7 protein-coding genes are annotated in these 25,831 nt (G+C 68.4%); all 7 read left to right on the top strand.

What is annotated here, in order from left to right:
• Positions 1-103: 103 nt before the first annotated feature.
• The 7 genes from ACFMRZ_RS30625 to ACFMRZ_RS30595 all read left to right on the top strand — a co-directional run bounded on the left by ACFMRZ_RS30625 (position 104) and on the right by ACFMRZ_RS30595 (position 25,814).
• Positions 104-21,877, top strand: coding sequence for an MFS transporter (locus ACFMRZ_RS30625; RefSeq protein ID WP_400181737.1), 21,774 nt, complete (start codon positions 104-106; stop codon positions 21,875-21,877).
• 8 nt (positions 21,878-21,885) lie between these two features.
• Entirely contained in the window at positions 21,886-22,008 is a 123-nt protein-coding gene (locus ACFMRZ_RS30620; RefSeq protein ID WP_400181736.1) for a hypothetical protein, read from the top strand.
• Positions 22,005-22,604 (top strand): DUF1697 domain-containing protein, encoded by a 600-nt coding sequence (locus ACFMRZ_RS30615; RefSeq protein WP_400181735.1) that lies wholly within the window; start codon positions 22,005-22,007, stop codon positions 22,602-22,604. The genes ACFMRZ_RS30620 and ACFMRZ_RS30615 overlap by 4 nt, the downstream gene beginning before the upstream one ends.
• 9 nt (positions 22,605-22,613) lie before the next feature.
• Entirely contained in the window at positions 22,614-23,153 is a 540-nt protein-coding gene (locus tag ACFMRZ_RS30610; RefSeq protein ID WP_400181734.1) for a hypothetical protein, read from the top strand.
• A 78-nt stretch (positions 23,154-23,231) separates the two neighbouring features.
• Positions 23,232-24,179 carry a hypothetical protein gene (locus ACFMRZ_RS30605; RefSeq protein ID WP_400181733.1) on the top strand — a complete coding sequence of 316 codons (948 nt, stop codon included), beginning with the start codon at positions 23,232-23,234 and terminating at the stop codon, positions 24,177-24,179.
• A gap of 57 nt (positions 24,180-24,236) precedes the next feature.
• Positions 24,237-24,842, top strand: coding sequence for a TetR/AcrR family transcriptional regulator (locus ACFMRZ_RS30600; RefSeq protein ID WP_400181732.1), 606 nt, complete (start codon positions 24,237-24,239; stop codon positions 24,840-24,842).
• A gap of 75 nt (positions 24,843-24,917) precedes the next feature.
• The gene (locus ACFMRZ_RS30595) at positions 24,918-25,814 is read left to right on the top strand and encodes an alpha/beta hydrolase (protein ID WP_400181731.1); all 897 of its coding nucleotides are present in this window, start codon (positions 24,918-24,920) and stop codon (positions 25,812-25,814) included.
• The last annotated feature ends 17 nt before the right edge of the window (positions 25,815-25,831 follow it).

The raw sequence follows: 25,831 nt of genomic DNA, 5'->3' as shown, positions 1-25,831 counted from the left end.
GCTTCCGGATTGGGCAACCAGTTGGTTCCTAGGTCACTGTCCGGTCGGTGACCCGGGCGAGATGCGCGCTGTCGCGGATGCTTTGGTTCGTTCGGGGGAACGGGTGACCGAGGTGGTCGGCCGGCTGGAAGGGCTGGCCGCGCGCGAAGCGGCCGCGGCGATCGAGGGCGAGACCGGCACGGCGATCCGGAAGGCGCTGGGGCAGCAGATCGAGAACGGCCGCGCCCAGGCCGAGGCCTTCGACGCGCTCGCCCAATTCATGTACGAGTCGGCGAACACCGTCGAGCTGGAGCAGTACACGCTGCGCGCGATCGGCATCGCGATGGTGGCGACCATCGCTGGGAGCGTCGGCACACAGACCCTGACCGCCCGCATCAATGCCGATGTCGCCGCGGGGCAGGCGCGTCGCCGCACCCTCACCTGGCTGGTGCAACGCGGCACGGCGTTCAGAGAGGCGTTCCCCCATCTGGCGGCGGCGGCCAGCGGGCTCGTGCTGGGGGCGCTGTCCATGGGCGGGGCGACGGCTGCGGCCCAGTACGCCCAGATCGTGAACGGCCGGGGCGAACCGGGCCGCGTGACCGAGATGAACTGGAAAGACGTCGGAATCGCGACTCTCGCCGGAAGCGTGGGCGGCGCGACCGGCGGGCTGGTCGCGCGGATGGTGGCGCCCGGATTGCAACGTCTGGCCGCCGATGCCGCTCTGCCCATGCCGACGGCGCTTGCCGCCCTCGCCGCCGGTGGCCTCAGCGGCGCCGCGGGCGCGCTTGCCGGAGGCCTGACGGTGCACGAATTGACCGGCGGCGAGGTCAATCTGGCCGAACTGATGCTCGTGGGCGCGGGTGGCGGCATGGCGGCCGGGCTCGGCATCGGCCTTCACGCCGCCCGCGCGGCCGCCCGCATGCGGCTGCCCGGCGAGGTGGTACCGCGCACTACCTCGGAAAGCTCGGAAAGCCTTGCCCGGTCGCCGGATCCGGAACCGATCAAGGGGAATTCCGACGGACCCCCGATCGAGTCGACAGCGAGTGACGGACACGCGCCGCGGCCCGAGCTGTCACCCGAAATGGTCCGGGCCGGAAACGAGATCGCCGGTGAATTCGCGCGCAATGTGCGGCCCGACGACTTCGCTCCGGAGGCCCGCCCGGGTGCGCTCGAGTTCGCCGCCACGCATGCCCCCGACGCGCCGGGCGGCTCCGGCAAGTATCGGGAGATCGGCCTGGACCAGTGGCAGCAGATGGCCGACGCCGAGGCGCATCGGATGCTCGCCGGGCTGCAGGGTGGCACGGAGGCTCCGCCCGGGACCGCCTCGTCGCCTCCGGCTTCGCCCTCGGCGGGCGGGTCGGGGTCTCCTGTCGGCGGGGAAGGCCCGTCCGCGGGAGGACGTCCGGCCGGTTCCGGGCAGAACAATGTGTGGGCCAAGATCTTCGACCATATGAAGTCCGGGGCGGTGGGGTCCGAGTCGGCCGCTCCCGCCGCGGGTATGCCGGGCAGATCCGGCCCCGCCACCGGAGAACCGCCCGCGGCCGCGATCGGCGGCGATGCCGGAAATCCACTGATGGCCCTGGCGGGCAACGTCATTCACGTCGGCGCGGGAGCCGGCCTCGAGGGCGGCCCCGGAGCGGTGCGCGGCGCACTGGGACCGATGATGAATGCCGACGGCCCGATGCCCGGCACCGGCGGCACCGGCCCGCACGTCGCCGCCGCGCGGGACCTCGGCGGCGGAGTAGTGACCTTCGCGGGGGAACCTGGTGCGACGCAGGGCGGTTCACTGCCCCCCGTCGGCCCCGGGCCGCGAGGCCCCGCACGCGGTGGCGGCCTGAGCGAGTTGCCGCCGGACGGGGATTGGGCCTCGCTGCTCGATCTCGGCTTCCTCGACGGACCGACGTCGCCGACGCCCGAAACCCCCGGACCACGCCCGGCCGTCGGTCGCGATGCGCCGCCTACGCCCGGGCGTGAAGCCCCGGCAGCGCCCGGCCCGACCGAAGCCACTTCCCCGTCGGCTCCCGACGCGAAACCAGCTCCCACGCAGCCTGTTTCGGCACCGAACAACGGCACGCCTCCACCATCGAACACCCCCGCCCCCACCAATACACAAACGCCACGAGACACCTCCGCGGGCGCTCCCACATCACCGGCCACGCCGGCATCACCGACGACGCCCACACAGCCGGAGTCGGTGCCGCAAGTGGAGACCGGCACCGCACCTGTACATGACCCTGCGGGTTCAAACGCTACGAACGCCGACAATCCGTCGGCGGGTGGTACCAGTGCGTCGCCACCCAACCCGGGTGCATCAAACACTTCCCCCGATCAAGCACCATCGACGGCTGCCGCCTCCGCGGCGGCAACCGCAGCACCGACCGCGGCCGCATTCGGTCTGGCAGCAGGAAATTTCGACCCACAAGACGAACCCACCACCCCCGCACCCACCGACCCTTGGACACCACAAGACACACAACCGCACACGAATCCGACTGCGGCCCAGCACAACCCACCCGCACCTGCGGCACCGCCACCCAGCGGCCCGCCACCCCCGACCACACCCGGCCCCGCCACCGCGGCAACAACACCGCACAACCAGACGGAGACAGCGCCGCCACCCAGCGGCACATCCCCCACAACACCGCTCGACGAGACGCGGGCAGCACCGCCGGGCGGCGGCACACCACCGACACCCGGTCCCACCGCCACGTCACCACTCCACCCAGCGCAGACGACGCCGCCACCCGGCGGCCCTCCTCCGCCGACGCCACCCGGCCCGACCACCACACCACCCCTCGGTCAGGCGGGAGCACCACCCGGCGGTCCACCACCGACACCGCCGGGCACCGCACCCGCGATACCTCTCGGTCAATCGCAGTCGTCACCGGCGACGAGCGCGTCCGGCGCTGCGACACCATCGGGTCAGAGTCTGGGACCGGCGGCTTCGACCGGTGCGTTGTCGCCCGGCTCGGGCGTCTCCCCCGGGTCGCTGGCCGCGTTCGCGGCGGCGGTGCCGCTCGCCGGGGCGGACCAGCAGGACGACGAGGACAACGGCCTGCACGACGTCCCCGACATGTACCCCGGCCCCGTACCCGCCGACGCCACACCACACGTGCCGATCAGCGTCCCGGATCCGCATCGGGCGCCCGAATTCGGAAGCAACAAAGACCGTCCCGACGAATGGCAGCAGCCGTCGGGCACCGACTACGTGATCCCGGGCGCGCCGAAGGTGAGCGGAGATCCGCCGCCCGACGCCATCCCGATCATCTCCCATCCCGAGCAGCCCGCCGTACCGGCGCGGCCGAACGCTCTGCCCGCCACGTACACACCACCCATCCCGGCCGACCCGGAGGGCTCCCGGGAGGAGGACCAGGACCCGTCCCGCCCGGAGCCGATCCCGGACGTCGCGCCGCTGCCCCGCGACGACGCCAACACCGAGACCGGCCTCGCCGGCCCCGAGGCGATCCCTCAGGAGAGCCCCGCGCGCTCCCGTTACGCCACCGCGCCCGACCCGAAAGCCCCTGGGGCACCGCAGGATCCCTCCCGGCCACCCCAGCTGAACCCGCACAGCCTCGAGTACCTCTTCGACCAGAGCGGCGTCCCCGCCATCGGCGGCCTGCCGACCATCGAACCCGCCCAACCGCTCCGCAGACGCCGCGGTCCGGCCCTCCCGCGCCCGACCATGCAGGCGCCGACCGGCGGCGGCGACCCGAAGCGCCGCCGCAAGAACCAGCCCGATCCGGCGCCTCCCCAGCCGCCCGAGCGGCCGATCACGCCCCCGGAGAACGCCGAATCCAGCCAGCCCGCCCAACAATCGTCGGCACCGCGCCTACGCGACACCTTCAAGGTCCGCGGAACGGACGAGAACACCGGCACGGTCGGCGAGGAAGGCCATCGGGTGCAGCCCACCGGCCGGGCCCGCGAGTGGGTACGCTCGCTCCCCGAGAAACTCCCGTGGCTCACCCAGGATCAGATCGACACCGCGGAACTGCTGGTCTCCGAATTGGTGGCGAATTCCCTCCGACACACCGCCGGCCGCATCGAGATCATCACCACCACTACAGATTCCGAAGGCACACGCAAAACCCGCTTCGCCGTGACCGACGAAAGCGAGTTCGTCCCGGACCACACCGGCATGCCCGACTGGGATGCGGAACGAGGCCGCGGCGGCGCATTCGTAGACCTGCTCGCCGACGACAACGGCACCGATCCCCTACCCAACGGCAAAGCCACCTGGTTCGAACTCCACCAACCCTTCGCGGCCACTCCGGAAGACACTCCGGCCACCGCCTCTGACCCGAATTCACCGATGCACGGCTTGTCCGAGCGGGAGATCGAAGTTCTCACCCTCGTCGCCGGGGGCAAGTCGAATCGAGAAATCGGCACGGCACTGGGCGTATCCGAGTCGACGGTCATCCAGCATCTCACCAACATTCGACGCCGAGTCGGCACCGGAGATCGCACGGAGCTGGCGGTAGCAGCGCAACGCGCGGGATTGCTGGCCGAACCTGCCACCACATCCACCGAAACACCCACACTGTCCGAACGCGAGCTCGAAGTACTCGCCCTGGTCGCCGCCGGTAAATCCAACCCGGAAATCGCCGCGGAACTCGTGTTGTCCGAACGCACCGTGCAATCCCACATGTACCGAATCGGCAGGAAATTCGGCACCGGTGACCGCACAGAGTTGGCCGTCGAGGCGCAACGCGCGGGATTGTTGCCCGAACCTGCCACCACAACCACCGAAACACCCACACCCCCGCTGACCGAACGCGAAATCGAAGTACTCGCCCTCGTCGCCGCCGGTAAATCCAACTCGGAAATCGCCGCGGAACTCGGGATATCGGACGGAACCGCCGTCACCCATCTCCGGAACATTCGGCGCAAGTTGGGCAGCGGCGACCGAGCGACCATCGTGGCGCGAGCAGGCGAGCTCATTCCTCTCGAATCGCCTGCACCAGAAGGAGTTACGCAGCCGGCCGAGTCCCCCGTCGAACAGCCTGCGGCACCGGCACCGGAATCCGAAAAGCCCGATGCTGCCTTCGCTCACCATCGGTATCGCCTCTTCACGGCCCTGTCGTCCGGCGGCGTCGTACCGGACGAGCATCTAGCGCTGGCGTTGGCCCAGATGTCGAGGGAGTCCTACAGCGAGGCATTCGGACGGCTCGAGGCGGCCGAGCGGCAGCTGGTCACGTCCGCGGTGGTCAATGCCGGTCATCGGCAGGCCATCACCGACAGCCAGCGGGAAGCACTCCACAAGCTGGCCTCACTGGTTTATGAGGACTCGCTCCCCGACGCACCACCACCCGACCTGGGCCGCAGCAAACTGTCCGCCCGCGAGGTAGAAATCCTCCGCCTCACCGCGGAGGGCCGGTACAACAGCGAGATCGCACAACAGCTCGGCTTGTCGGCGGCCACGGTGAAGACCCATCTGTCCCGCATCGGCGGCAAGCTCGGCAATACCGACCGCACGGGAATGACGGTCGCGGCGATCCGCACCGGCCAACTCGAGATCGGTGCGGTATCGCCCTTACCCGGAGACACCGAGAATGCGCTGACAGAACGGGAGGTTCAAATTCTCGGGCTGGTCGCGGAAGGCTGGTCCAACAATCGGATCGCGCAGGAACTCGGTCTGTCCTCGGACGCGGTGAAGAACGGCCTGCGGCGCAGCGCCGACAAACTCGGGACCGACGACCGCACCTCCACCACCGTTGCCGCGATTCGTACCGGCCAACTCTCCCTCGGCACGTCGTCGCAATCGCCTCCGGCCACCGGTCCCGCCTTGTCCGAACGCGAGACAGAGATCCTCGACCTGGTCCGACAAGGCATGTCGACCCGGGAAATCGCGACAGCTCTCGATATTTCGGAAGGAACGGTCGGCACCCACCTGGACCGCATGGTCCGAAAACTCGGCGTCGACGGCCGGACGGCCCTGGCCTCCGCGGTCCCAGCCCGAGCGGACGGCGACAACCCGGCCGATCACAGTCCCCCCAGGCAGCCCGGTGGCACCCCCGGCGCCACTCGGGAACCACCCCCGGGCCCCACCACCCGTTTCGTCCCCGAGATCGATCCGGCCGAGGCGCTCGACGCCGGGCGACCGCGGCGACGCCGGGCGGCGACGCACGTGCCCGGCGATGCGCCGTTCGAGGTGCTGGCGTTCAATGTCGATCCGCGCACCGGGCTGCCGTGGGGTGCTGGGGCCGAACAACATTCACCCGCGGCGCCTCCGGACGACGCCGCGAGTGCGGTTCCGCCCGCGGCGGAGCTGATGGCGGCGGTGGATCCCGGGCTGCTGAGCCTGGTACGAGAAGGCATTGCGGCGGAACACGAAGCCGCGCAATTCGATTCCGCCGAACCGGTGACACATGCGGAGGTCGAGCGGCTCCGGCGGCTCGACACCATGCTCGGCCGGCTCGACGAGTTGGGCGCGGCGATGGGTCGGCCGGACACGGTCACCGCTGGCCGACTTCAGTTGCTGGTACAGCATTTTCATGCCGCGGCGGAGTGGCTGGCGGCGTTGCTGGACGCGGACAGCGCTACTCGGCCCGACCGTCAGGTCCCCCACAGCATCGACCAGCAGTCACGGTTCGCGGAGGAGGCCGTCGCTCGCTACCGAGCCGCGGACGATCGGGTGGATCAGCTGGCGGCGCAGTTGGCGGTCCCACGACCACAGAATGCGGCCGAGCCCGCCGACCCGGGTCTGTCCGGGGTGGTCGACCCGAGCCTGCTGCGGTTGGTACGAGAGGGAATAGCAGCGGAACATGAAGCGGCAGTAATTGATCCGCGCACCGCGGCTCTGCACACGGACCTCTCGCGCTACCAGCGGCTGCACGACATGCTCGCCCGCCTCGACGAGTTGATCGCGGCGCTGGACACGAACGCGACCCCCGCGCCTCCGGGACGCCTGCGATTGCTCGTGCACCACTTCCACGCCGCAGCGGAATGGCTGGCCGCGTTGACCACCGCCGACAACGCTACCCAGCCGGACGGGCAACGCCCCCAGAGCATTCACGAGCAGGACCGGCAAGCAGTGGTGGCTGTCGACCGTCTCCGGGCGGCCGAAGAACGTCTCGTGGCACTCGACGCGAATCTCCTCGCAGGCGAGCGGTCCGCCTCGCCGGCCGCGGCGTCGGGCACCGTCATCCCCCGCTGGGTCGAGGGGATTTCCGGACCGCACGAGGATTCGATCACCGGGCTGATCACGGGCGTCGACCCGGAAAGCCACTCGAATCACCTTGTCCTGCAGGCCGTCGAGGCCCGGGGGCCATCGCACCTGGTGCTCCGCGGTGTGACCCGGAGCCCGTTCACCGTTCGCGTCGAGTCCGACGGCGTCGCGGTGGAAGCACACATCACCTACCGCCACCACGACGACGGCCGGGTCGAGGCATGGATCGCCCACCAGGATCCGGACGTCGGCAATCCACGCTTCCCCGCGGTCTGCGCGATGATCGACGCCGCCCTCCTGGGACGATTCCCAGGCCGGTCGATCGCGCTCACCGAAAACTTCGCCGGCAAGGCGCCGCACACCGAGCGCACACTCGTGCCGGCCAAGCCACCGGAGACTCCGGTGGAGCCCACCGTCGCACCTCCGGCCCCCGTGGACGCCGGTCCAGCGGGACAGGCACCAACCCCGGTTCTATCGGAACTCGGGCAGCCCGGCGATCCGCCGGCGCAAGGCGAGGAGTTGCCACCCCGCGCGTACGCCGAAGAAAACCTCACCCAGGAAAACCTGGGTTCCGTTGCGGCGGCGAGTGATCGAAGCCCGGACCACCCGATCAACGAGGACGCGTTCGCTCTCGTGAAGATGACCGTGGGCGGCCGGGAGGTCGTCGGGGTCGTCCTGCTCGATGGCACGTCCAGACCGAAGGGCGGTCACCGGGCTTCCGCGGCCGGTAAGGAGGCCGGGCGCGACAGCATGGTCGCCGCCCTGGAGCGGGCCGATCGTGAAGGCGGGCTCGACCCGGTGGCAGTCGTCCGCGACGTCGTGGCGTCGGCTCAGACCGCGATCCTCGGAACCACCGCCGACTCCGGCACCGAGCCTCCGGCCGCGACGATCGTGGTGGCGCTGTTGGAATCCGGGCGGCTCACCGTCGACTGGGTCGGCGACAGCCGGGCGTACTGGGTCCCACTGGACGACGGGCCCGCGATCCAGCTCACCACCGACGACTCGAACGTCCAGAAGGTGATGGACGCGTTCGGCACGCCCCGCGAGGAGGCCAAGCATTCCGCGATCGGCCAGGGGCTCACCTACAGCCTGGGCCGCCCCCTTGACGGACTAGATTCGCACGCAACAACTTTCGAACAGGTGCGGGGCAAGGGCGTCGTCGTGGTGACGTCGGACGGCATGTGGGAGCCGCTCAGCCCGGACGACCCGGAGCCCATCGCGGCCATCCTGCGCGAGGCCCTCACCCGATCCGGCGGCGATCTGAGCACCGTGCCCCGCGCCTACGTGCGGGCCGCCATTGATGCGGGCGGCCGTGACGACATCACCGTCGCCGCGGCACTCATGACCGGCACCGCGCCCGGTGTCACCGAGAAGGCAACGGGCGCGGGCGCTTCCGCGCCGGACGCGGGTGGCGCGAGCAACCCGTGGGCCGGCCGGCCCGCCACGACTCCCGCCGGAGCGACACCCGCACCGAACACCACGACGCCGTGGAGCGACGTGGATGTCACACCGCCCGAACCGCCTGGGGCCCAATCGGTTACCGGCAGCAAGCCGGTTGCCGGCGCCGGAGTTCCCTGGAAAGCCGACGCGACCCCCCGACGCAATCCCGCACCCGCCCTCCGCGGCCCCATGGGCGTCCCAGACCCCAGCGACCCCTTCGGCGACCGAGGAAACCCCCTCGACCACGGCCGCAACCTGGGCCGGGGAAAGCGCCGCGCCGAACAATTCGTGCAGACCGAGATAACCGGCGGCGGTTTCGCCCGGGGCGGGCAGCCCGATGAGGAGCCCGCACGCGACGAACCTCCCGACATCGACACCTTCGTCGAACAGATCGACTCCGGCACACGCCCATTGTCCAAGCGCCAGCGCGCCATCCTGAAGATGGTTGTGCAGGGCGAGCCGAACGCGGCGATCGCGAATTCGCTGGAAATCTCCGAAGGGGCCGTCAAGAGTCAGGTCAAGCGGATCTTCGACCGACTCGGCGTATCCAGTCGTGACGAGTTGTCCGGAGCCGACCGTGCTACTGCCGCCGCGTTGTCCCAGCGCGGCGGCACACGCGCACTGTCGCGTACCGAGACGTCGATTCTCGGCATGATCGTCCGAGGCGAATCGAACGCGGCGATCGCGGATCGCCTGAACATCCCCGGAAAGACCGTCAACAGCTACGTCAAGCGAATCTACGACAAACTGGGCACACCGGATCGCGACGCTTTGACGGGGAATGTCGACGTCTTCCTCACCGCCTTGTCGCAGCACGCCGACCAGGCATTGTCCCAGCGCCAGCACACAGTCCTGCGGTTGGTGGCCCGGGGGAAGACGAATGCGGAAATCTCGACGTACCTGTTCGTCTCGGAGGAGACGGTCAAGAGCTACGTCAAGCTGATCCGCAACAAGCTGGGCGTGAGCCACCGCAGCGATTTGGTTGTCACTGATCGGGCCGCATCGAAGACGGGCGGCTCCGCTGCGACCGGAAATTCAGCGCCGAACGCACCGGAGACCGCGTTCCTCGATCTCCGGCGCCGAGTCACGCTCGCCTTCCTCGCCGGTAACCGTGCCCTGCCCTCTTCCAGCGTCCCCGGACTGTCCCGAGCCACCGATGCCGAACTGGTGCATGAGGTTATCGAGCACGTGGAGGATCCCGAACTCATCGACGCCACACTGGAATTGGCGAGCACGGACAAGGCGACCTTCCTTCTTGCCACCTCCCGGTTGGACTCGGTCCAACGGCGACGAATCAACGATGCCACCATTGCGGTCCGCACCGGGCGGCGAATGAGCGGCCTTCAGCTCGCCGCGGTGAACAAGCTGGCGGCAGAGGTGCTCCGGCAATCCATACCCCCTCTCGAAGAGAAAGCCGGTCCGCTCACAGAAACCGAACTCGACATACTTCGACTGGTCGCGGCGAGCCGGACGAACGGTGAGATCGCACAGGAACTCGCCGAGACGGAAGACTTCGTGAAAGGCGCGCTCTCGCGCATTCTCGAGAAGCTGGACGCCCGAGACCGCACTCATGCCGTCGTGCAGGCACTGCGCCGAAAGCTGTTCCCGCTGCGGGAAATACCGGAGCCGGACCCCACCCTCGCACATCAGCTGAACGACCGGGACCGTCAGATTCTGGCTCTGCTGGCAATACACGACACGAACCAGGACATCGCCACGGCCACGGAGCTGTCCACGAGCATCGTGGCAAGCAGTGTCCGGAACCTCATCCGCATATTCGGCGCGCAAAATCGGACCGAGGCGGTCGTCCGGGCTCTCGCCGTGGGAGCCCTCGATCCGAGCGAGATACCGGCGGCTCATTCGGACCCCGTCCGCGAAATATCGGGCGACGAATCAGCGGCTCTCGCGCGCTTCGCCGCAGGCGAGAATGTCCGCGGCATCGAAACCACCGCACGCGCACTGGGTGCCCGGGGCAGAACCGAGGCCGTTGTCCAAGCACTGCGCCACGGACACCTTCGTCTCGAGGAGATACCGCTTCGCGACCAGCCCGCCCCGCTCTCCCCTCGAGAACAACAGATCCTTCCTCTGGTCGCCGCGGGAATGACGAACAGCCGTATCGCGTCGGCCCTCGGATTGTCGACGGAGACGGTGAAGGCCGCATTGCCGCTGATGTTTCGCAAGCTCGGTGTCGGCGACCGCACGGGCGCGGTGGTCCAGGGCCTGCGCCGTGGAGATTTCGACCTGAAATCCGTCCCCGCGACCGCGCCGCCGACCGCGGAGCCTCCACAGAACGATGCCACGACCGCCCCCGTCGGCAGCACGCCCTGGAGTACCGACGCCACAAGCGAATCGCCGGACGCCGCGGCCGACCCCACCACCGCCTACGACACCGTGCAGATGCCTGCACACCTGCACTATCCCGAACTCGCCCAACGGGTCGACTACACCAATGTGCAGATCACCTATTACGGCGGGATTCACGACGACGACATGGGCTACACCACAGGCCCTCTCGGTGACGTCTTCTTCTTCACCCCCGGCAGAATACGAACCGCACCCGTGCCGGCTACTCACCTCCAGTTGCTCGGAACATATCCCGATCCCGATCCGAAGGTCTTCTCGTTCGGCCAGTGGTCGATGGAGGGCGGCCGCGATGTGAAGATCGTGTTCGGCAGCCAGCTGCTGCCGCACGGATCCGATCTCCGATTCGTCGCCTACGGGCTGGCCGAGCTGACGAAGCGAAATGTCCAATTCACCTTCGACGACGGGATATTGGGCGACCTGTGGCGCACCCACATTCCGGCGGGTGCGCCGACCGTGGGCCAACTGATCGAGAACCGGGGCGAACGGAACGGGCCGGCAATTCCGGGAGCGCGCGACATATTCCTCGGGGCCACCGAAGACTTCTGGTTGTACGTGGTGGCGACGGACGCCGCGGAGAACTCGCTACGAGTCACCTTCTCGGTCAACCCGGTCGGCGGTGAGGCGGGACGAGTCACCCTTGTCCTCACTCGCGACGATGACGTGATCACGGCGTGGTACACCGATGTGACACTCGGCCGGGATGCCGACCGCGTGAGCGCCGCGATCGAGGTCTTCCACGCCCGGGCAACCGGCCCGTGGTTGGACCGATCCGGCGCGATCTTCGCCGGGACGGACGCGCCCGTCAGCGGAATCGACCCGAACGCGGCTGTGCACGAGTTGCAGGTCCGATTGCAGACGGCGCGGAACGACCTCGCCACGTTGTTGCTGGTGGTCCCGGAACTCACCGAACCCGTACTGGTCGAGCAGGCGGTGACGATTGCCCAGCAGTGGCTCCGCGGGGCCGGCGCGGAGGGCCTGGCTGCTGCGGGACAGGAGCTGGACGCCCTGGTGGACTGGTTGGGATTGCGGCTCGCAACGCTTCGGGAGAACGATGCCGGTTCGACGCCGTGGCAGCGATCCGACGTCAGCCCAGCGCAACTCGATCGCGAACTGGCGAATCGGCTGGGTATCACGGAGCCGGGCCCGCCTGCGCCGCAAGCCGCCGACCCGGTCACCGAACTGCGCGCTGCGGCCGAGGTGTCGAACGATCCGACGCTGCAACAGCTGGTGGAGGTGCTCGACCAGCTCCTCACCGCGCACCACGCCATCGCTGGTCTCCAGGCCACCCCGCAGGCGGCCGCCGCACCCGCGCCCGCGCAGCCCGTCGAGGACCCGTTCGCCCTGAATCGTCCGGCTCCCAAGGGGTTCCGGCCGCGCCGCGCCGGTCCGGGACCGGACGGGCTGGATCCGTTCCTAGCCTTCCACCACAACCCGAACGGCCAGGAATGGACCGGAGGAAATCGCCACCAGCCGGGGGCGCAACCGGCCGTCCCGGTCCAGGCAACAGGTGCGGCGGCCGGGCGGATCGTCGTGGACACGCCCGACGAGATGGCACGGATGGTCGGGCCGAATCCCACCGTGGCAGGTTTGGTGACGGCCGTGGAGCTGGCGGGCGACACGAAAACCCTTGTGCTGCATGCGGTGGAGGCGCAGGGGCCGAGTCATCTGGAAATGAAGAATCAACTCGACGTGCCCTGGCTACCCACCTTCGATATCGGCGGCCTGACCGTGACATGCAATATCCGGTACCGCGTCAGCGACAGTGGGCAGATCAACACCTGGATCGTTCACCATGACCCGGAAACCGCCGACCCCCGGTTCGACCTCTTGCGGCACCAGATCGACCTCGCGTTGGCCGGTCACTTTCCGAACCGGGCAGTCCACGTCGACGAAGTACACCAATACGGGACGGACTGGCGCAATCCGCACCGAATCGACGGAGCGGCACGAGTACTCCCACCGGGCATCGAGCCGGGGGTTCCGGCGGCGGCACAACCGCTGGCACCGGGACAGACCCGCATCAACCACCGCCTGCGTGCCGCGCAGCCCGGCGCCTACGACGCGGGACTCCGCAAGGCGCGGCACACGGGTCCCCCGGCCACACCGAGCCGGACGGAGTACGACGGCGCGAAAACCACCTTCCGGCCCGGCGCACGGTACGGGCAGCCGCAACGGACGGTCGACGTCGTCGTTCTGGACCAAGACGACGCCGGGGTTTTCTACTCCCAGAAGAATCGGAATCCGCACTCTACCAACGGATTACGCCCCTTTCTCCTGCTCCGCAGCGGAACTCTCATCACGAGTTCCGAAGGCGAACACTCCGATCTACTGAACGCCTACCTGGCCGAATACGCCGACGAGGACGAACGGCGGCAGAGCACACGGCCCGACGACACATCCATTGTCGCCGGATACGGACGGTGGGAGCTATCCGAGGGCAACCCGGAATTCGTGGACCTGTTCTCGGGCACCTTTTACGATGACAGCAGACGCAGCTCGAAGGCCCGCACGCAGGTCCTCCACCGGCTCGGCGAGCGAATCGACCTGTCGACGATCCGGTTCAGGTCGGCACTGGACATCGTCGGTCCGGCGTGGTGGTCCCCGGCGGAGAACGACGGAGACGCCGCGGCGGCGAAGACGGTGCCCGAGCCCCGGGAGCAAGTGGATCTCCAAGCATTGACGGCCGAGTTGCGCAAACATCTGCGCGGCGGCACGGAGGAGTTCTCGTTCGAGGTCGAGTCCGTCCGCATCCCGTACGGCGGGGGGTTGTCGATCGATGTGACCTGTCAGCCGGTGCTCGGCGAACCCGCCCGGGCGACCATCGACGTGAGTCCGGCGAGCACCACCGCCACGGCACAGTACAGTTCACTCGATTTCGGCCCGGAGCCCGGACGCACCCACCCTGCCTTCCGGACCGCGCACGAAGTACTGACCGATTGGCTGACAGCCTCAGGATTCAGCTGGGCCGACGGCACCGGAGAACTCCTGTCTCCGCCCGCACCGGCACCGGTCACGAACCCGCCCGCGCATCCCGACGACAACCCGTTCGCTCTGAACCGCCCGGCCCCCAAAGGATATCGGCCACGTCGCGCCGCACTGGGGCACGAGGGGCCCGACCCGTTCCTGGCCTTCCACCACAACCCGAACGGCCAGGAGTGGACCGGCGGCGAGCCGGAGAATCCGGATGAACAGCCCGCCGCGCCGAAGGCCGAGCCGCCACAGCCGAAGTCGCCCGACGCGGGAGACCCGGCCGAGGTGACCGAGCCGCCGACATCGTCGCCCGATACGCCGGCGGCGACGCCCGACACACTCGTCCACCTAATTCGCGGCAACCGCACGATGGGTGTCCGTCTCGGCGCCGAATTCCTCAACAGCACCGGCTACGAGCTGATGCAGACGGTGACGGCGCTCTATCTCATGCAGCAAGGAGGCCCGGCAGTGGCCGGTGCGGCCGCGTGGGCCTTGCGGCTGCCGCACCTCGGTGGCGCACTGATCGCAGGCCATGTGACCGACCACTATTCGTTGAAGAAGCTGTTGATCGGCAGCCAAGGTCTCACTGCCGCCGGCGCCTTGACGGCGGCGGGGGCCCTCGCGTCCGGAAGCGCCCACTCGGTTCCGATCCTCATCGGGACGACGCTCGTCGGAGCGGGGTCGTCCGTGATCTACTCCAGTGCCGCCGACAAGGTGCTCGTCGAAATGGCCGGCGACGCTCAAGCTGGGCTGGTTCGTTTCAACAATCTCAAAATGAATGCGACCCGTGTCCTGGGTAGCGGACTCGGACCGCTCGTGTTGAAGGCGGGCACTTGGGCGGCGCCGCTCATAGACGCCGCTACCAGCATCGTCAATCTCGCGACACTGTGGAAGATGCCGGATTTTCCGACCGCTCCGAGACCGGAGAACTCGGCATCCGGTTGGAAACACATGCGCGAGTCGATCGCCGAGGGTTTCCATACTGTCCAGAATCTGCCTCTCAGAAGGCGACAGAACGCGAATCTCGGACTGACCAACTTCTACCTGGGACTGCAGGGAATACAATTCACGGCGATGATCACCAGCTCCGGTCTCTCGGAGTGGCAACAGGGAGCAGCGCTGCTGATCACGCCCCTTGGCGGTGTCGTCGGAAACCTCATACCACAGAAGTGGCTGGAAAAACCCAGCATCGAAACGTTGTTGACGGCCAGACTAGCGGGGTTGGCCGTACCCGCGATCATCCAGGCCGCCACCAACAACCCTTGGGTGGCTTCGGCGGGCTTCGCCAGTACCTGGGCGGTCCTCGGTGCAGCCGGAATTCCCGTCGCTACGTACATGAACAAGACGATTCCCTCCGACGTGCGCGGGCGGGTTCGATCCATCACTGTCGTGACGACCAACGGCGCGTTCGCCCTCGGCCCCGCCGTCGCCGGCGGCGCGATCGCGCTGTTCGGCAGCGAGGCCACCGGCATTTCCATCGCCGCCACCTTCGGCACCGTCGCCACCTGGTCGCTGTACAAGCGGCTGTTCAAGGCCAAGAAACTGCTGAACTGCATCAACCAGACGTCAACGGCGGTCTGGGCACTCGGCCTCGACTCGGGAAAAAAGCCCAAGAAATGGCAGAAGAGCGCGAAGCACCTCGAGGAGGCCATTTCGACCCAGCTCGTCGAAATCGAATTCGACCCGGAGACCGACGATCCCGTCGCCCGGACCATCGACGACGTACGGAATATGAAGAACGGCGCCGACACCGCCGTCCTGCTCCTCGGCAACGGCACGAAGCTGCACTCACTCACCATCACCAACACCGACAACAAACCCGGCGGCAACGTCGTCGTCTTCGATACCAACATCACCGAACCCGGCGACCCCCATGTCGATCCCGGTGACCCCGAACGCATTCCCCGAGTCCGCACCGTCGAGGAATGGAAACAGTCCTACCCCGACATCGACGAAGCCTTCGTCGCCTTCCTGACCGCCGACGAAGACGGCGCGCTCACCAACCTATTTCCCCACGACCCCGAGCTGCCCGCCCCGCCGAAGAAGGGCAAGGTGCTCGGGCCGCTAGGCGACGAAGCGCGCACAAACTCCGCGGCCCCGCCGATCGAGGAGTACCGGCACTTCGGCGGCGAGACCGGACGCGCCCTGTCCTATCCCGAGGCGGCCGCAGTCATCGACGCGGCTCTGCGGAGACTGCCCGGGCCGATGACGACGGATGCCGTGACCGTCGACGTCGGCCAATTCCTGGTGCATATCGTCCGATTCGACGATGTGGGGAATCCGCAGGCCTCGATGGAGAACCGCGTCCTCGAGATGCTGGCGCTGCGCGGTGCCGAGCGTGTCCCCCGCGTCTACTACGTCGGTCACACCTTCGCCATGCCCGACGGTGGGCATGCCATGGTGTCGATCCGCAGCGGAATGCCCCAAGCCGTTCAGATCGCGGACGTCACAGCTCCGCCGGAAGACCTTGTTGCCGAAAGCATCCGGCACATTCACCGGCAGCTGGGCGGGACACCGGCTGAGAACCGCGACCCTCGCACGCATTTGCGAGAATTGGTCGAGGCCGAGACCCGCTGTGTCGAGCCGTTGTTCGCCGAGTTCGGTGACCTCCTGTACACGCTAGACATACCGGCGGACCCCTTCGCACCGGTGCTGGACCGGCTGCCGTTCCTGGAGCCGGAACGATTCCGGGTCCTGCTGTGCGAACCGCGTTTCGGGCACCTGCTCATCGCCGTGGTCGACGGACGCCTCATCGTTTTCGACCGTGATTTCGCCAAGCGGGAAGCTCAGCACCACGACCGCCCCAGCCTGGTCGACGAGCCCGAACCACCCGGCGGCTATATCTACGGTGGCGACGTACTCACGTTGCTCTTGCAGATTCAGCGCATCATCCACGGTGTCGTACAGCTCGATCGGGCCGCAGCCGCCGGAGCACTCACGCCGGAACAGGCCGCCTTCACCCGGACGGCGTTACTGCGCGCCTTCGTCACGGCGAGACCCGCCTGGCGGCTGCAAACGACGCTGCCTCCCGTACCGGTCACCGCGGCGATCGGCGGCCGGCGCGGCCTCGGAGCCGGTATCGACCCGACACTCGCGCGCACACTGGACGACCGGACATTGCTCGCCAACCTGGCGGCGGGCTTCCCGGCTCGCGCGACGCTGACGGAAGCATTCCGGACCGCCATCGGATCCGGCATGCTGGCCCCGCAACACCCGCTGCCCTCAGCGGCACAGCTGGCCGGACATTTCGGAATATCCCCTGCCACAGCGGGTTTCGTCTATGCAGAGTTGCGACGCGAGGGGCTGGTGACGACTCGCCAAGGCGTCGGCACCGTAGTGGCGGACCGCCGTGACACCTCAGAAGCCGTTGAGTCCGCGGCTACTTCGGGATACGCCGTGCGCGGTGTCGTCGCCCCGGCGGAACTGGCCGAGATGCTGGCGGGCCAATCGAATGTCACCGCCCTGGCAGATGGCCTGCGGGCGGCAATCCACGCGGGCGACCTGCCGGTCGGCTGGAAGCTCCCCGGTGTCAAAGAACTCGCCGCGGACCTGGGGGTCTCCGGGTCGACTGTCGCCCGCGCCTACCGGCGACTGGCCGAACAGGGACACCTGGCCGTCCACCACGGCGCGGGCACAGTGGTGGCGGATCGGGAGCGCGCTGCCGGAGAGTTGTCCGAGCCTCGGTCCGCCCCACCTGATGCCGTGCCGCACTCACCGGCCACCCGGACGAACGCGGACAGTCCTGCTCTCCCGGGGCCCACGGGTTTCGTGGACCCGGAGGCGCCCTTCGATGGCCCGCACCGCCCCTGGAAGCCCATACGACAGCAGGCGCGCGAGCTGGGTACCGTTCATATCGACGGTGGCGGCTTCGGGCCCGGGGAGCGGCAGCCGAACACCCGCGAAGCCGCGGTGCTCAACCTGGTCTACCAGGGTCTGACCCCCGCCGAGATCGCGGATCGGCTCGGCACGAGCACCGGCTCGGTGAAGAGCCACCAGTCACGGGCCGCAGCGAAATTCGGCACCAACGGCGCCATCCCGACGGTTCTCGCGGCCAAACGGCGGGGACTCATCGACGTCGGTGACGCGCCGGCGATCGGAGCGGTCCGGCTCTCCGAAGACCAGCGAGAGCTATTGGGCTTCATGGCGCAGGGCCTGTCGGACGAGGCGATGGCCCGGCGGCTGGGGGTGAGCCCGGCCACCATCCAGCGCCGGCGCGATCGCATCGGCGACGCGGTCGGCGCGACGGGCAGCGTGCCCATCTTCATGGCGACTCTCCGTCTCGGCATCCTGGACGACGAAGGAGCCACGACCGAAGCCTACGACGAGGCCCTCGCCATCGACATGGAACCGGAACTGGCACTGGAGATCTCACCGGAGCAGCGGCGCATCTTCGGTGGTCTCCAGGATCGGGCCGCGGCATTCGCCCGTGCTCGGACGGCGCCCGACCCCGCCTTCGCCGCGGCGGCCGGGCCGTACGTATCGGATCTGCTGACTCGGGCGAAGTTCGACCTGACCCGAACCCGAGGTTCGGGATATGGGTTGGACCAGTTGCGGCGCGCTGACGAAGTGCTGGCCGAGATCCGCACCCGCATGCCGGGCGAACAGGTGATCGGGGTCGCGGCCGACGCGATCCACGTTCTGTGCCAACGTCTTTCACGGCTCTTCGGGGCACCGCGGTCGCTCCGTCACCGCTCGGCGCGGATGCGAGCGCTGACCCTCGAGCAACTCGGCACCGGCACGCCCGCCGCGACCGCGCTCGAACAGACCGTGGAACTGTTGCGGAGAAGCGCTGCCGCGGGCGCCCCGCCGACGCCCTCCGCCCGGGAGCGGGAGGTGCTCGAGCTGGTGGAGGCGGGCCACAGCAACACCGAGATCGCGGCCGAACTCGCGATCTCGCCGGGCACGGTCGAGCAGCACCTGAAGAACATCCGCCGGAAGGCCGGCGGCGACCACCGAGCGCACGCGCCGGCAGCGGCGACGGACGCGATGCCGCTGTCCGCCCGGGAGAACGAAGTCCTCCGGCTGCACCGGGCGGGCATGACGACGGCCGAGATCGCCGCGGCGCTCGATTGCGCACCCGGTACGGTACGCACGCACTTCCGCCGCATCCGTTACAAACTCGGACCCGACCTACTGAACAAGACCTCCCCCGCCGATCCCGGTGCGGCCGCCGCAACCGCCGCCCACGACAGCGCGAACCGCGGCCCGCTCCCGGCCGACCCCGCCGCGCGGCAACCCGCGCCGAGGCAGCGCGCCGCGCACCCACCGGTCATGCGCGGCGGCATGGGTGTGCCGGACCCCGACGCACCGTTCGACGGACCCGACCGACCGTGGGCACATCCCCGCGGACGCGGAGAACCGCCCGAGGTCTGGCACATCGACGGCGGCGGCTTCGGCCGCAAGCTGTGGCGCGGGAAGAAGGGGGTCCAGTCGGATCCGGCCACCGCCGAACCGGCACCCGCCGCTGCCCCGGCAGAGCCCGCCCCAGAATCGACGGTCAGCCCGAAACCCGAAGCGCCGGCGGGTGATTCGGTTTCGGTGCGGGAGTTGTTCGTCACCAACAAGCCGTACCGGCAGCTGTATATCTCCAACGCGGTGACCGGACTCGGCGACAGCATCCAGCAATCGTCCCTGCCGCTACTGACCATGGGCCTGACCGGTGACCCGATGGCGGCGGGGCTGACCACATTCGCCCTCTGGGTACCGTCGATCCTGTTCGAACTCCCTGCCGGGTATGCCGCGGACTTCTACAACCGCGGTAAGACGATGCGGATCGCGCAGTGGGCCGGCATGGCGTCCGTCGCGGGGGCCGGCGCAGCGGTCGCCCTCGGCGCGCGGGACATCGGGCTGATACTCGCCGGGATGACGCTGGCGGAGGTCACCGCTGCCAAGTTCTACGCCCGCAGCCTCGACAGCACGGTCCGGGAGCTCGTCACACCCGAACAGTTCGAGAGTGCCACCCGCATGACGCAGGCCGAACGATACGTCGCGGGCACCGGAGGACGGGTGCTCGGACCGATCCTGCTCGGCGTGAACCAGGTGCTGCCGTTCGCGGCGAACGGTGTCTCGTACGCGATCAACCAGGTGAGCCTGTCGAAGCTGCGAGGCAGCCTGCCGACTCGTGCTGCGGCGGAACGCACCAATCCGCTCCGGGATATTCGCGAGGGTGCGTCCCAGATCTGGCAGGATTCGTTCCTGCGGGAGTACACCGCCATCACGCCTGTCACGAACGTGGCGGCCGCAATCCTCAATCTGCGCGCCGCCGTAATCGTCGACGAGGCTGCATTGCCCGGCGTAGCCGCCGGATTGGTGCTCGGTGCCGGCGCCATCGGCGGCGTTGCCGGAGCACTACTGATCCCCAAACGCTTGATAAACAAGACCGAGGTCGGTGTCCTGTACCCGGCGGCACTGGCGGGTTTCACGGGTGTGGCCGCGCTGCAGTCCGTGACCGCCAACCCGATCCTCGTCGCGGTCGGCACGCTCGGCGTCTCCCTGATCGGCGTCGGCATGAATGTCCGGGTAGGGACGCACCTGCGGCAAGTGGTTCCGAGCACACACCACGGGCGATCGACCAGCGCCAAGGACCTGGCTCTCGCCACAGGGCCCGCGGTCGGCGGTCTGATCGGCGGCGCTGTGTTGTCCTCGCACGGAGTGGATGTCTCCGGATGGTTGTCGGTCGGTCTCATCGGCGCGGCTGCCGTAGCTGTCACCGCACGGCAAGTGATCATCGGCAGCAGACACCGAGTCGAACAGCTGCGAAGGCTATTCGGTCTGCGCCGCGAATCGGTCACCCCGGTATCCGAGTCGATCGATGAAAATGCCGAGGAGACAACATCTCCCACCGACCAGGCCGAAGAGGCAAACCACGCGACAGCGCACCACCGCACCGCACCGCCCGCAACTATCCTCGGCCCTACCGGATTGGCGGACGACCCCCTCGCCGACTTCGGCACTCCGTGGAAACCCGGCCGCAAGCGCATCCCGCGTCACCGGCAAATGGAAATGCTCGCCCAAGCCCATATCGACGGCGGCGGCTTCGCCCGCGGAAGCGGGGAAGAACCCACGAAAAACCCTGCGGGACAAGCTGTCACACCGCGCGAGGTAACCGTCCCCCACGCTTCCACGGCCACGGACGAACGCACCTACACCGCATGGCTGCAAGGCCTGAGTGATCGGGGCGTGGATACCGAACGGATGATGTCCGACCTCACCAAAGTGTGGGACTTCCTACGCCACGACCCGAAGTGGGCCTTCGATCCCGACGGCCACCACGACGCCATAATCCTGTTCGGCAGCCCGGACGACGGCAGCTCGGCCGTCGTAGCCAACCTGACCCGTGAGCACGGACTGGACGAGATCCCGGTCGTCTTCTCGGGTTACGACAAGGAAGCCGCCGAGACGGGAAACCCCCAGCGGCCCTGGATGTCCGAAGCCGCCAGGTTCCGGTTGGGTGCCCAGCAAACGGGTCTGGGCGCCCACCACGGCATCGAGGAGCCGCTCGCCGAGAACACCCGGCAGAACGCGATCAAGTCCGTCGCCCTCCTCCAAGAGCACGGACACGGCGTCGAATCCATCATCGCCGTGTGCACCCCGCAGCACGCGCGCCGGGTGTGGGCGACCATCGATCGGCAGTGTCCGGAGGTCCGGCACATTTCCATCGTCGTCGCCCCGGTTTCGGTGGACAACTACATTCGCCACGGCCTGCGCTCCGACACACACCCGGATCCACACCCGCACGAGGTCGTCACGGCGATCCTGAACGAGGTGAGCGGTCTGCTGGAGACCCCGCCCGAGGGCCTCATCACCGCGCAGCCGATTCCGCGCGACGTACTCGTCGCCTACCGCGACGTGGCCGAGACGCTGGGCATCCGTATCGCGGACAACCTCGGCGAGCATCTCGATCCGCGACGCGCGGAGGCCGAGCGAGCGGGTAAAGACGGCGGATCGGATCGCGAATGATGTCGTAGGTGACGGCTACTCTGACCGACATGGGCGTGGAATATGTGAATCCTGAGGACATGTCGGCGGATCCGGCCTTCAGCCGAGCCGTGGTGGTAAACAATCCGACGAAGACGATCGCAGCGCTGTGAAGACCTACGCGGTGTTGCTGCGCGGCATCAATGTGGGCGGCAAGAACAAGGTGCCAATGGCGGATCTGCACAAATGCCTCGAAGGGCTCGGATTCACAGACGTCTCGACGCTGATCGCCAGCGGCAACGCGATTTTGAGGTCCAGTCTGCGCCCCGACGAAATCGCGGGTCGTATAGAGGAGTCCTTGCCTGCGACCTTCAGTCTCGATGAAGACTTGATCAAGGTCCGTGTGCTCAGCCACGACCAGTTCCACGCCGTGGTCGATAACAAGCCGACGGGCTTCGGCGAGCATCCGGAGATATATCACAGCGACGCGATCTTCCTGATAGGCATCGACGCCGCTCAGGCGATGTCGGTATTCAATCCGCGCGATGGCGTCGACAAGGTCTGGCCGGGCGACGAGGTGATCTATTCGCAACGACTCAGCTCACAGCGCACGAAGAGCCGACTCAGTCAGATCGCGGGAACACCGGAATACAGGTGCATGACGATCCGCAGTTGGAGTACCACGATCAAACTTCGGGCCTTGCTGGACGGGTATCCACCTGTCCCACCTCCCGTCAGTGGTGACAGGCGCGACCGCCGAGCCACCTAGGCTTGTCGGATGACCACTCCGAGCACCCCGTGGTCGAGCCGGACCGAGGCACGATCCACCGAGCAGCTCGGTACGACTCCCGGGAGCACGCCCACGGCGCAAGCCGGCGGCGAACCACCGCAGCGAAGAAGGTCGACGCCGCTCTTCGATGCCGGGATGTTCATCGGAATCGGCATATTCACAATCCTTCTCATCACTTTCGGCCACAGCGCGTTCGAGACGTCCCCGAGCGCGCCGCACTCGCCGGACCGGTCGGCGGCCGCGGCGCAGAGTCCCCGGACCGGCAATCCGGCCGTTCGGATCACGAGTGGTTTCACGGTCGGCAAGGTGGTCGCCAACGATGGCGCGACGTTGCGCGTGCGGGGCGTGTCGGGATCGACGACGGTCGTGCGCGCGGATCGGGACACGCGCGTCATGGTGCTGCCGGGGTCGCAGGTGTCGGATGTGCGGGCGGGCACGATGATCATGGTGTACGGCGACAAACAGGGCGACGGGTCGATCGCCGCCAATCTGATGATGGGCGTGACCCTTCCGATTCCGGGCCGCTGAGCACGCTCGCCCGCGAGCCTTCCCAGGGGCGGGACTTTCCCGGCGTTCGCGCCGCCACACCCCACCTACACTCGGTTCATGGCGCACCCCACACCCTGGGGATCGAGCGGAACCTCGCCCGATCCGCCCGACCCTCCGGGCCGGACGAAACGTGCCGCGTACCGCCGGCCCGATCTCGCACCGTATCTGGCCGCGGCACGGGAGAACTGGGGTTACGTCACCGCCGCCGTCGCCGGCCTGGTCATCCTGATCCTGTTGTTCCAGCCCTGGCTCACCGCATCCGGTCCCGACGGACGCGCCTCGACCAACGCGTTCGGCCGGATCGATGCGACCACCGCCTATCTGACCGCGTGGTCGTCGGAGCACAATCCGATCGCGAAGATCACCGGGCTCTGGGCGATCATGGCCGCCGCCGCCATCGTCGTCACCTGCGTCACGGCCGTGCTCAGTCTGCGCCTGCGCACCGAACTCGCCTCGCGCGTCGCGGCGATATCGGCCGTGGCCGCCGCGTTCTTCATCATCATCACGCTGGTCTACATCAACAGCAAAGCGCCCGAGCTGAAGTCGATGACGGCGCGCAAGTACGACGCCGGCGGTCAGCTGGGATCGCTGATGGCGTGGGCCTTCGGTAACGGCAGCCTCGCCATTCCGGGCATCGCGCGCAAGCCGTACTCGAGCGCCGGGCTGACGCCGTGGGGCATGATCGCGGGTGGGTTGTCCCTGGTGGCAGCCGTTGCCGCGGTAACACAGTGGCTGCTCGATCACCCGGCCAGCCGGATGCGGATCCGGCTGCGGTTGCGCTCTCCGATCGTCGCCACCACCGCGCCGGCGGGCGGCGCGAGTTCGCCGGGCGTCGCCACCAGCGCGTCGGGGGTCGCCGCCGGTTCGTCCGAGCAGGCCACCGGTTCGTCCGAGCAAACCGCCAGCCCGGCCGAGCCAGCGACAGGCTCGTCGGAGAAATCCGCGAGCCCGGCCGAAAAGGCCGGGGACTCCGGCACATCCGGGGACTCCGACAAGGCCGACTGAACCCGGCCCCACCCGTCGGCGCGCGACCATCCGGCGATCGCTGAGTACCGTGAGCGCATGCCGGACCGAACGCCGACGCGGGGAGGACGCCCGCGTGATCCCGCGCTGGACGCCGCGCTGCTGGCAGCCGCGGCGCGCCTGGTTGCCCAGCGTGGTTACGGCGCACTGACCTTGCAGGCGGTCGCGGACGAGGCGGCGACCAGCCGTCCCGCCCTGTACCGCCGCTACTCCGACCGGGCCGAACTGGTGGTGGCGCTGCTGATCGACCGATTCGGCCTGCAACCGGGCGCGCGGGATCTGGGCGGGATCGAGGCCGAGATGCTGGCCATCCAGCGGCATCAGGTCGAACTGTTCAACGACCCCGTGCTGCGCAACGCCCTGCCGGGTCTGCTCGAGGACCTGTCCCGCAGCCCGGGGCTGGCACAGCGTTTCCTGACCCGTTTCCTGATTCCGCGGCGGGTCTCCACCGCGTGCATTCTGGACCGCGCGGTGGCCCGGGGTGAGATCGCGCCCGGCACGGACCCGGAGTGGATCTGCGACCTCATCACCGGACCGATGCTGATGCGAGCACTGATCCCGATGCTCGGCCCGATCGACGAGACCCTGGTCCAGCTGACCGTCCGGTCCGCGCTCGACGCCGTCGGCTTCCGGACCGGCCACTAAACCCGATTGTGGTTGACGCCACACTTGTGGAGCCATAAGCTCCATTACGTTACAGCGCGTAATGGTATCGGAGGCATGATGCGCGTCGAGATCGAATTCCTCAGTGGCGGCGTCGCTTTGCGCGGATGGCTGTATCGGCCCGAACAAGTACCCGATCACGGGGCACCGCTGGTGGTCATGACGCACGGCTTCGCGGGCGTGAAGGAGTGGGTGGCGCCGTTCGCCGAGGTATTCAGCCAGGCGGGACTGGCGTGCCTGGTGTACGACCACCGCGGCTTCGGCACCTCCGACGGCGAACCGCGCTACGAGGTCGACCCCGCGGCACAGATCGATGGCTACCGCGACGCGATCACCTTCGCGCAGACCCTCGACGGCATCGATTCGAGCCGAATCGCGGTGTGGGGCACCAGTTATGCGGGTGCGCACGTACTGGTGGTGGCCGCCACCGACCGCCGGGTGCGGGCCGTGGTATCCCAGGTGCCGCTGACGCACGGCTGGGCCACGTTCAGCCGGTTGGTGCCGCCCACCATGCTGCCGGTTCTGCACGAGGCGATCGCCGCCGACCGCCTCGCCCGCGCCGCGGGCAAACCGCACCAGACCATCAAGGCGGCCTCCGACGATCCCGGCGACCTGGTGGCGATGCCCGGCACCGAGGTCTACGAATGGCTGATGGCCAACGGACCACAGGTCCCCACCTGGCGTAACGAGGTTACCCTCAGCAGCGTGGACAAGTTCCAGTCCTACGCTCCCGAGGCGTTCCTGCGCCGCGTCTCGCCGACCCCGCTGCTCATGGTCGTCGCCGACCACGACACCCTGACCCCGACCGATATCGCCCTGGCCGGGTACGCCGAGGCCCTCGAGCCCAAGCAGCTGGAACTGGTGCCCGGCGGCCACTTCGCGGTGTACGAGCAGCGATTCGATCAGGCGTCCGCCGCCGCCCGCGACTTCCTGCTCGCCCACCTGGCCGGGTGACCACGAAGACTGCGGCG

It is taken from the genome of Nocardia sp. N2S4-5 (genome assembly GCF_044628355.1).
Lineage (GTDB): Bacteria > Actinomycetota > Actinomycetes > Mycobacteriales > Mycobacteriaceae > Nocardia > Nocardia wallacei_B.
This window is presented reverse-complemented; position numbering and strand designations above follow the sequence as displayed.

Coding starts and splice junctions, on each gene's coding strand:
- ACFMRZ_RS30610 (WP_400181734.1), top strand. CDS start 22,614: ATGACCACTCCGAGCACCCCGTGGTCGAGCCGGACCGAGGCACGATCC.
- ACFMRZ_RS30605 (WP_400181733.1), top strand. CDS start 23,232: ATGGCGCACCCCACACCCTGGGGATCGAGCGGAACCTCGCCCGATCCG.
- ACFMRZ_RS30600 (WP_400181732.1), top strand. CDS start 24,237: ATGCCGGACCGAACGCCGACGCGGGGAGGACGCCCGCGTGATCCCGCG.
- ACFMRZ_RS30595 (WP_400181731.1), top strand. CDS start 24,918: ATGATGCGCGTCGAGATCGAATTCCTCAGTGGCGGCGTCGCTTTGCGC.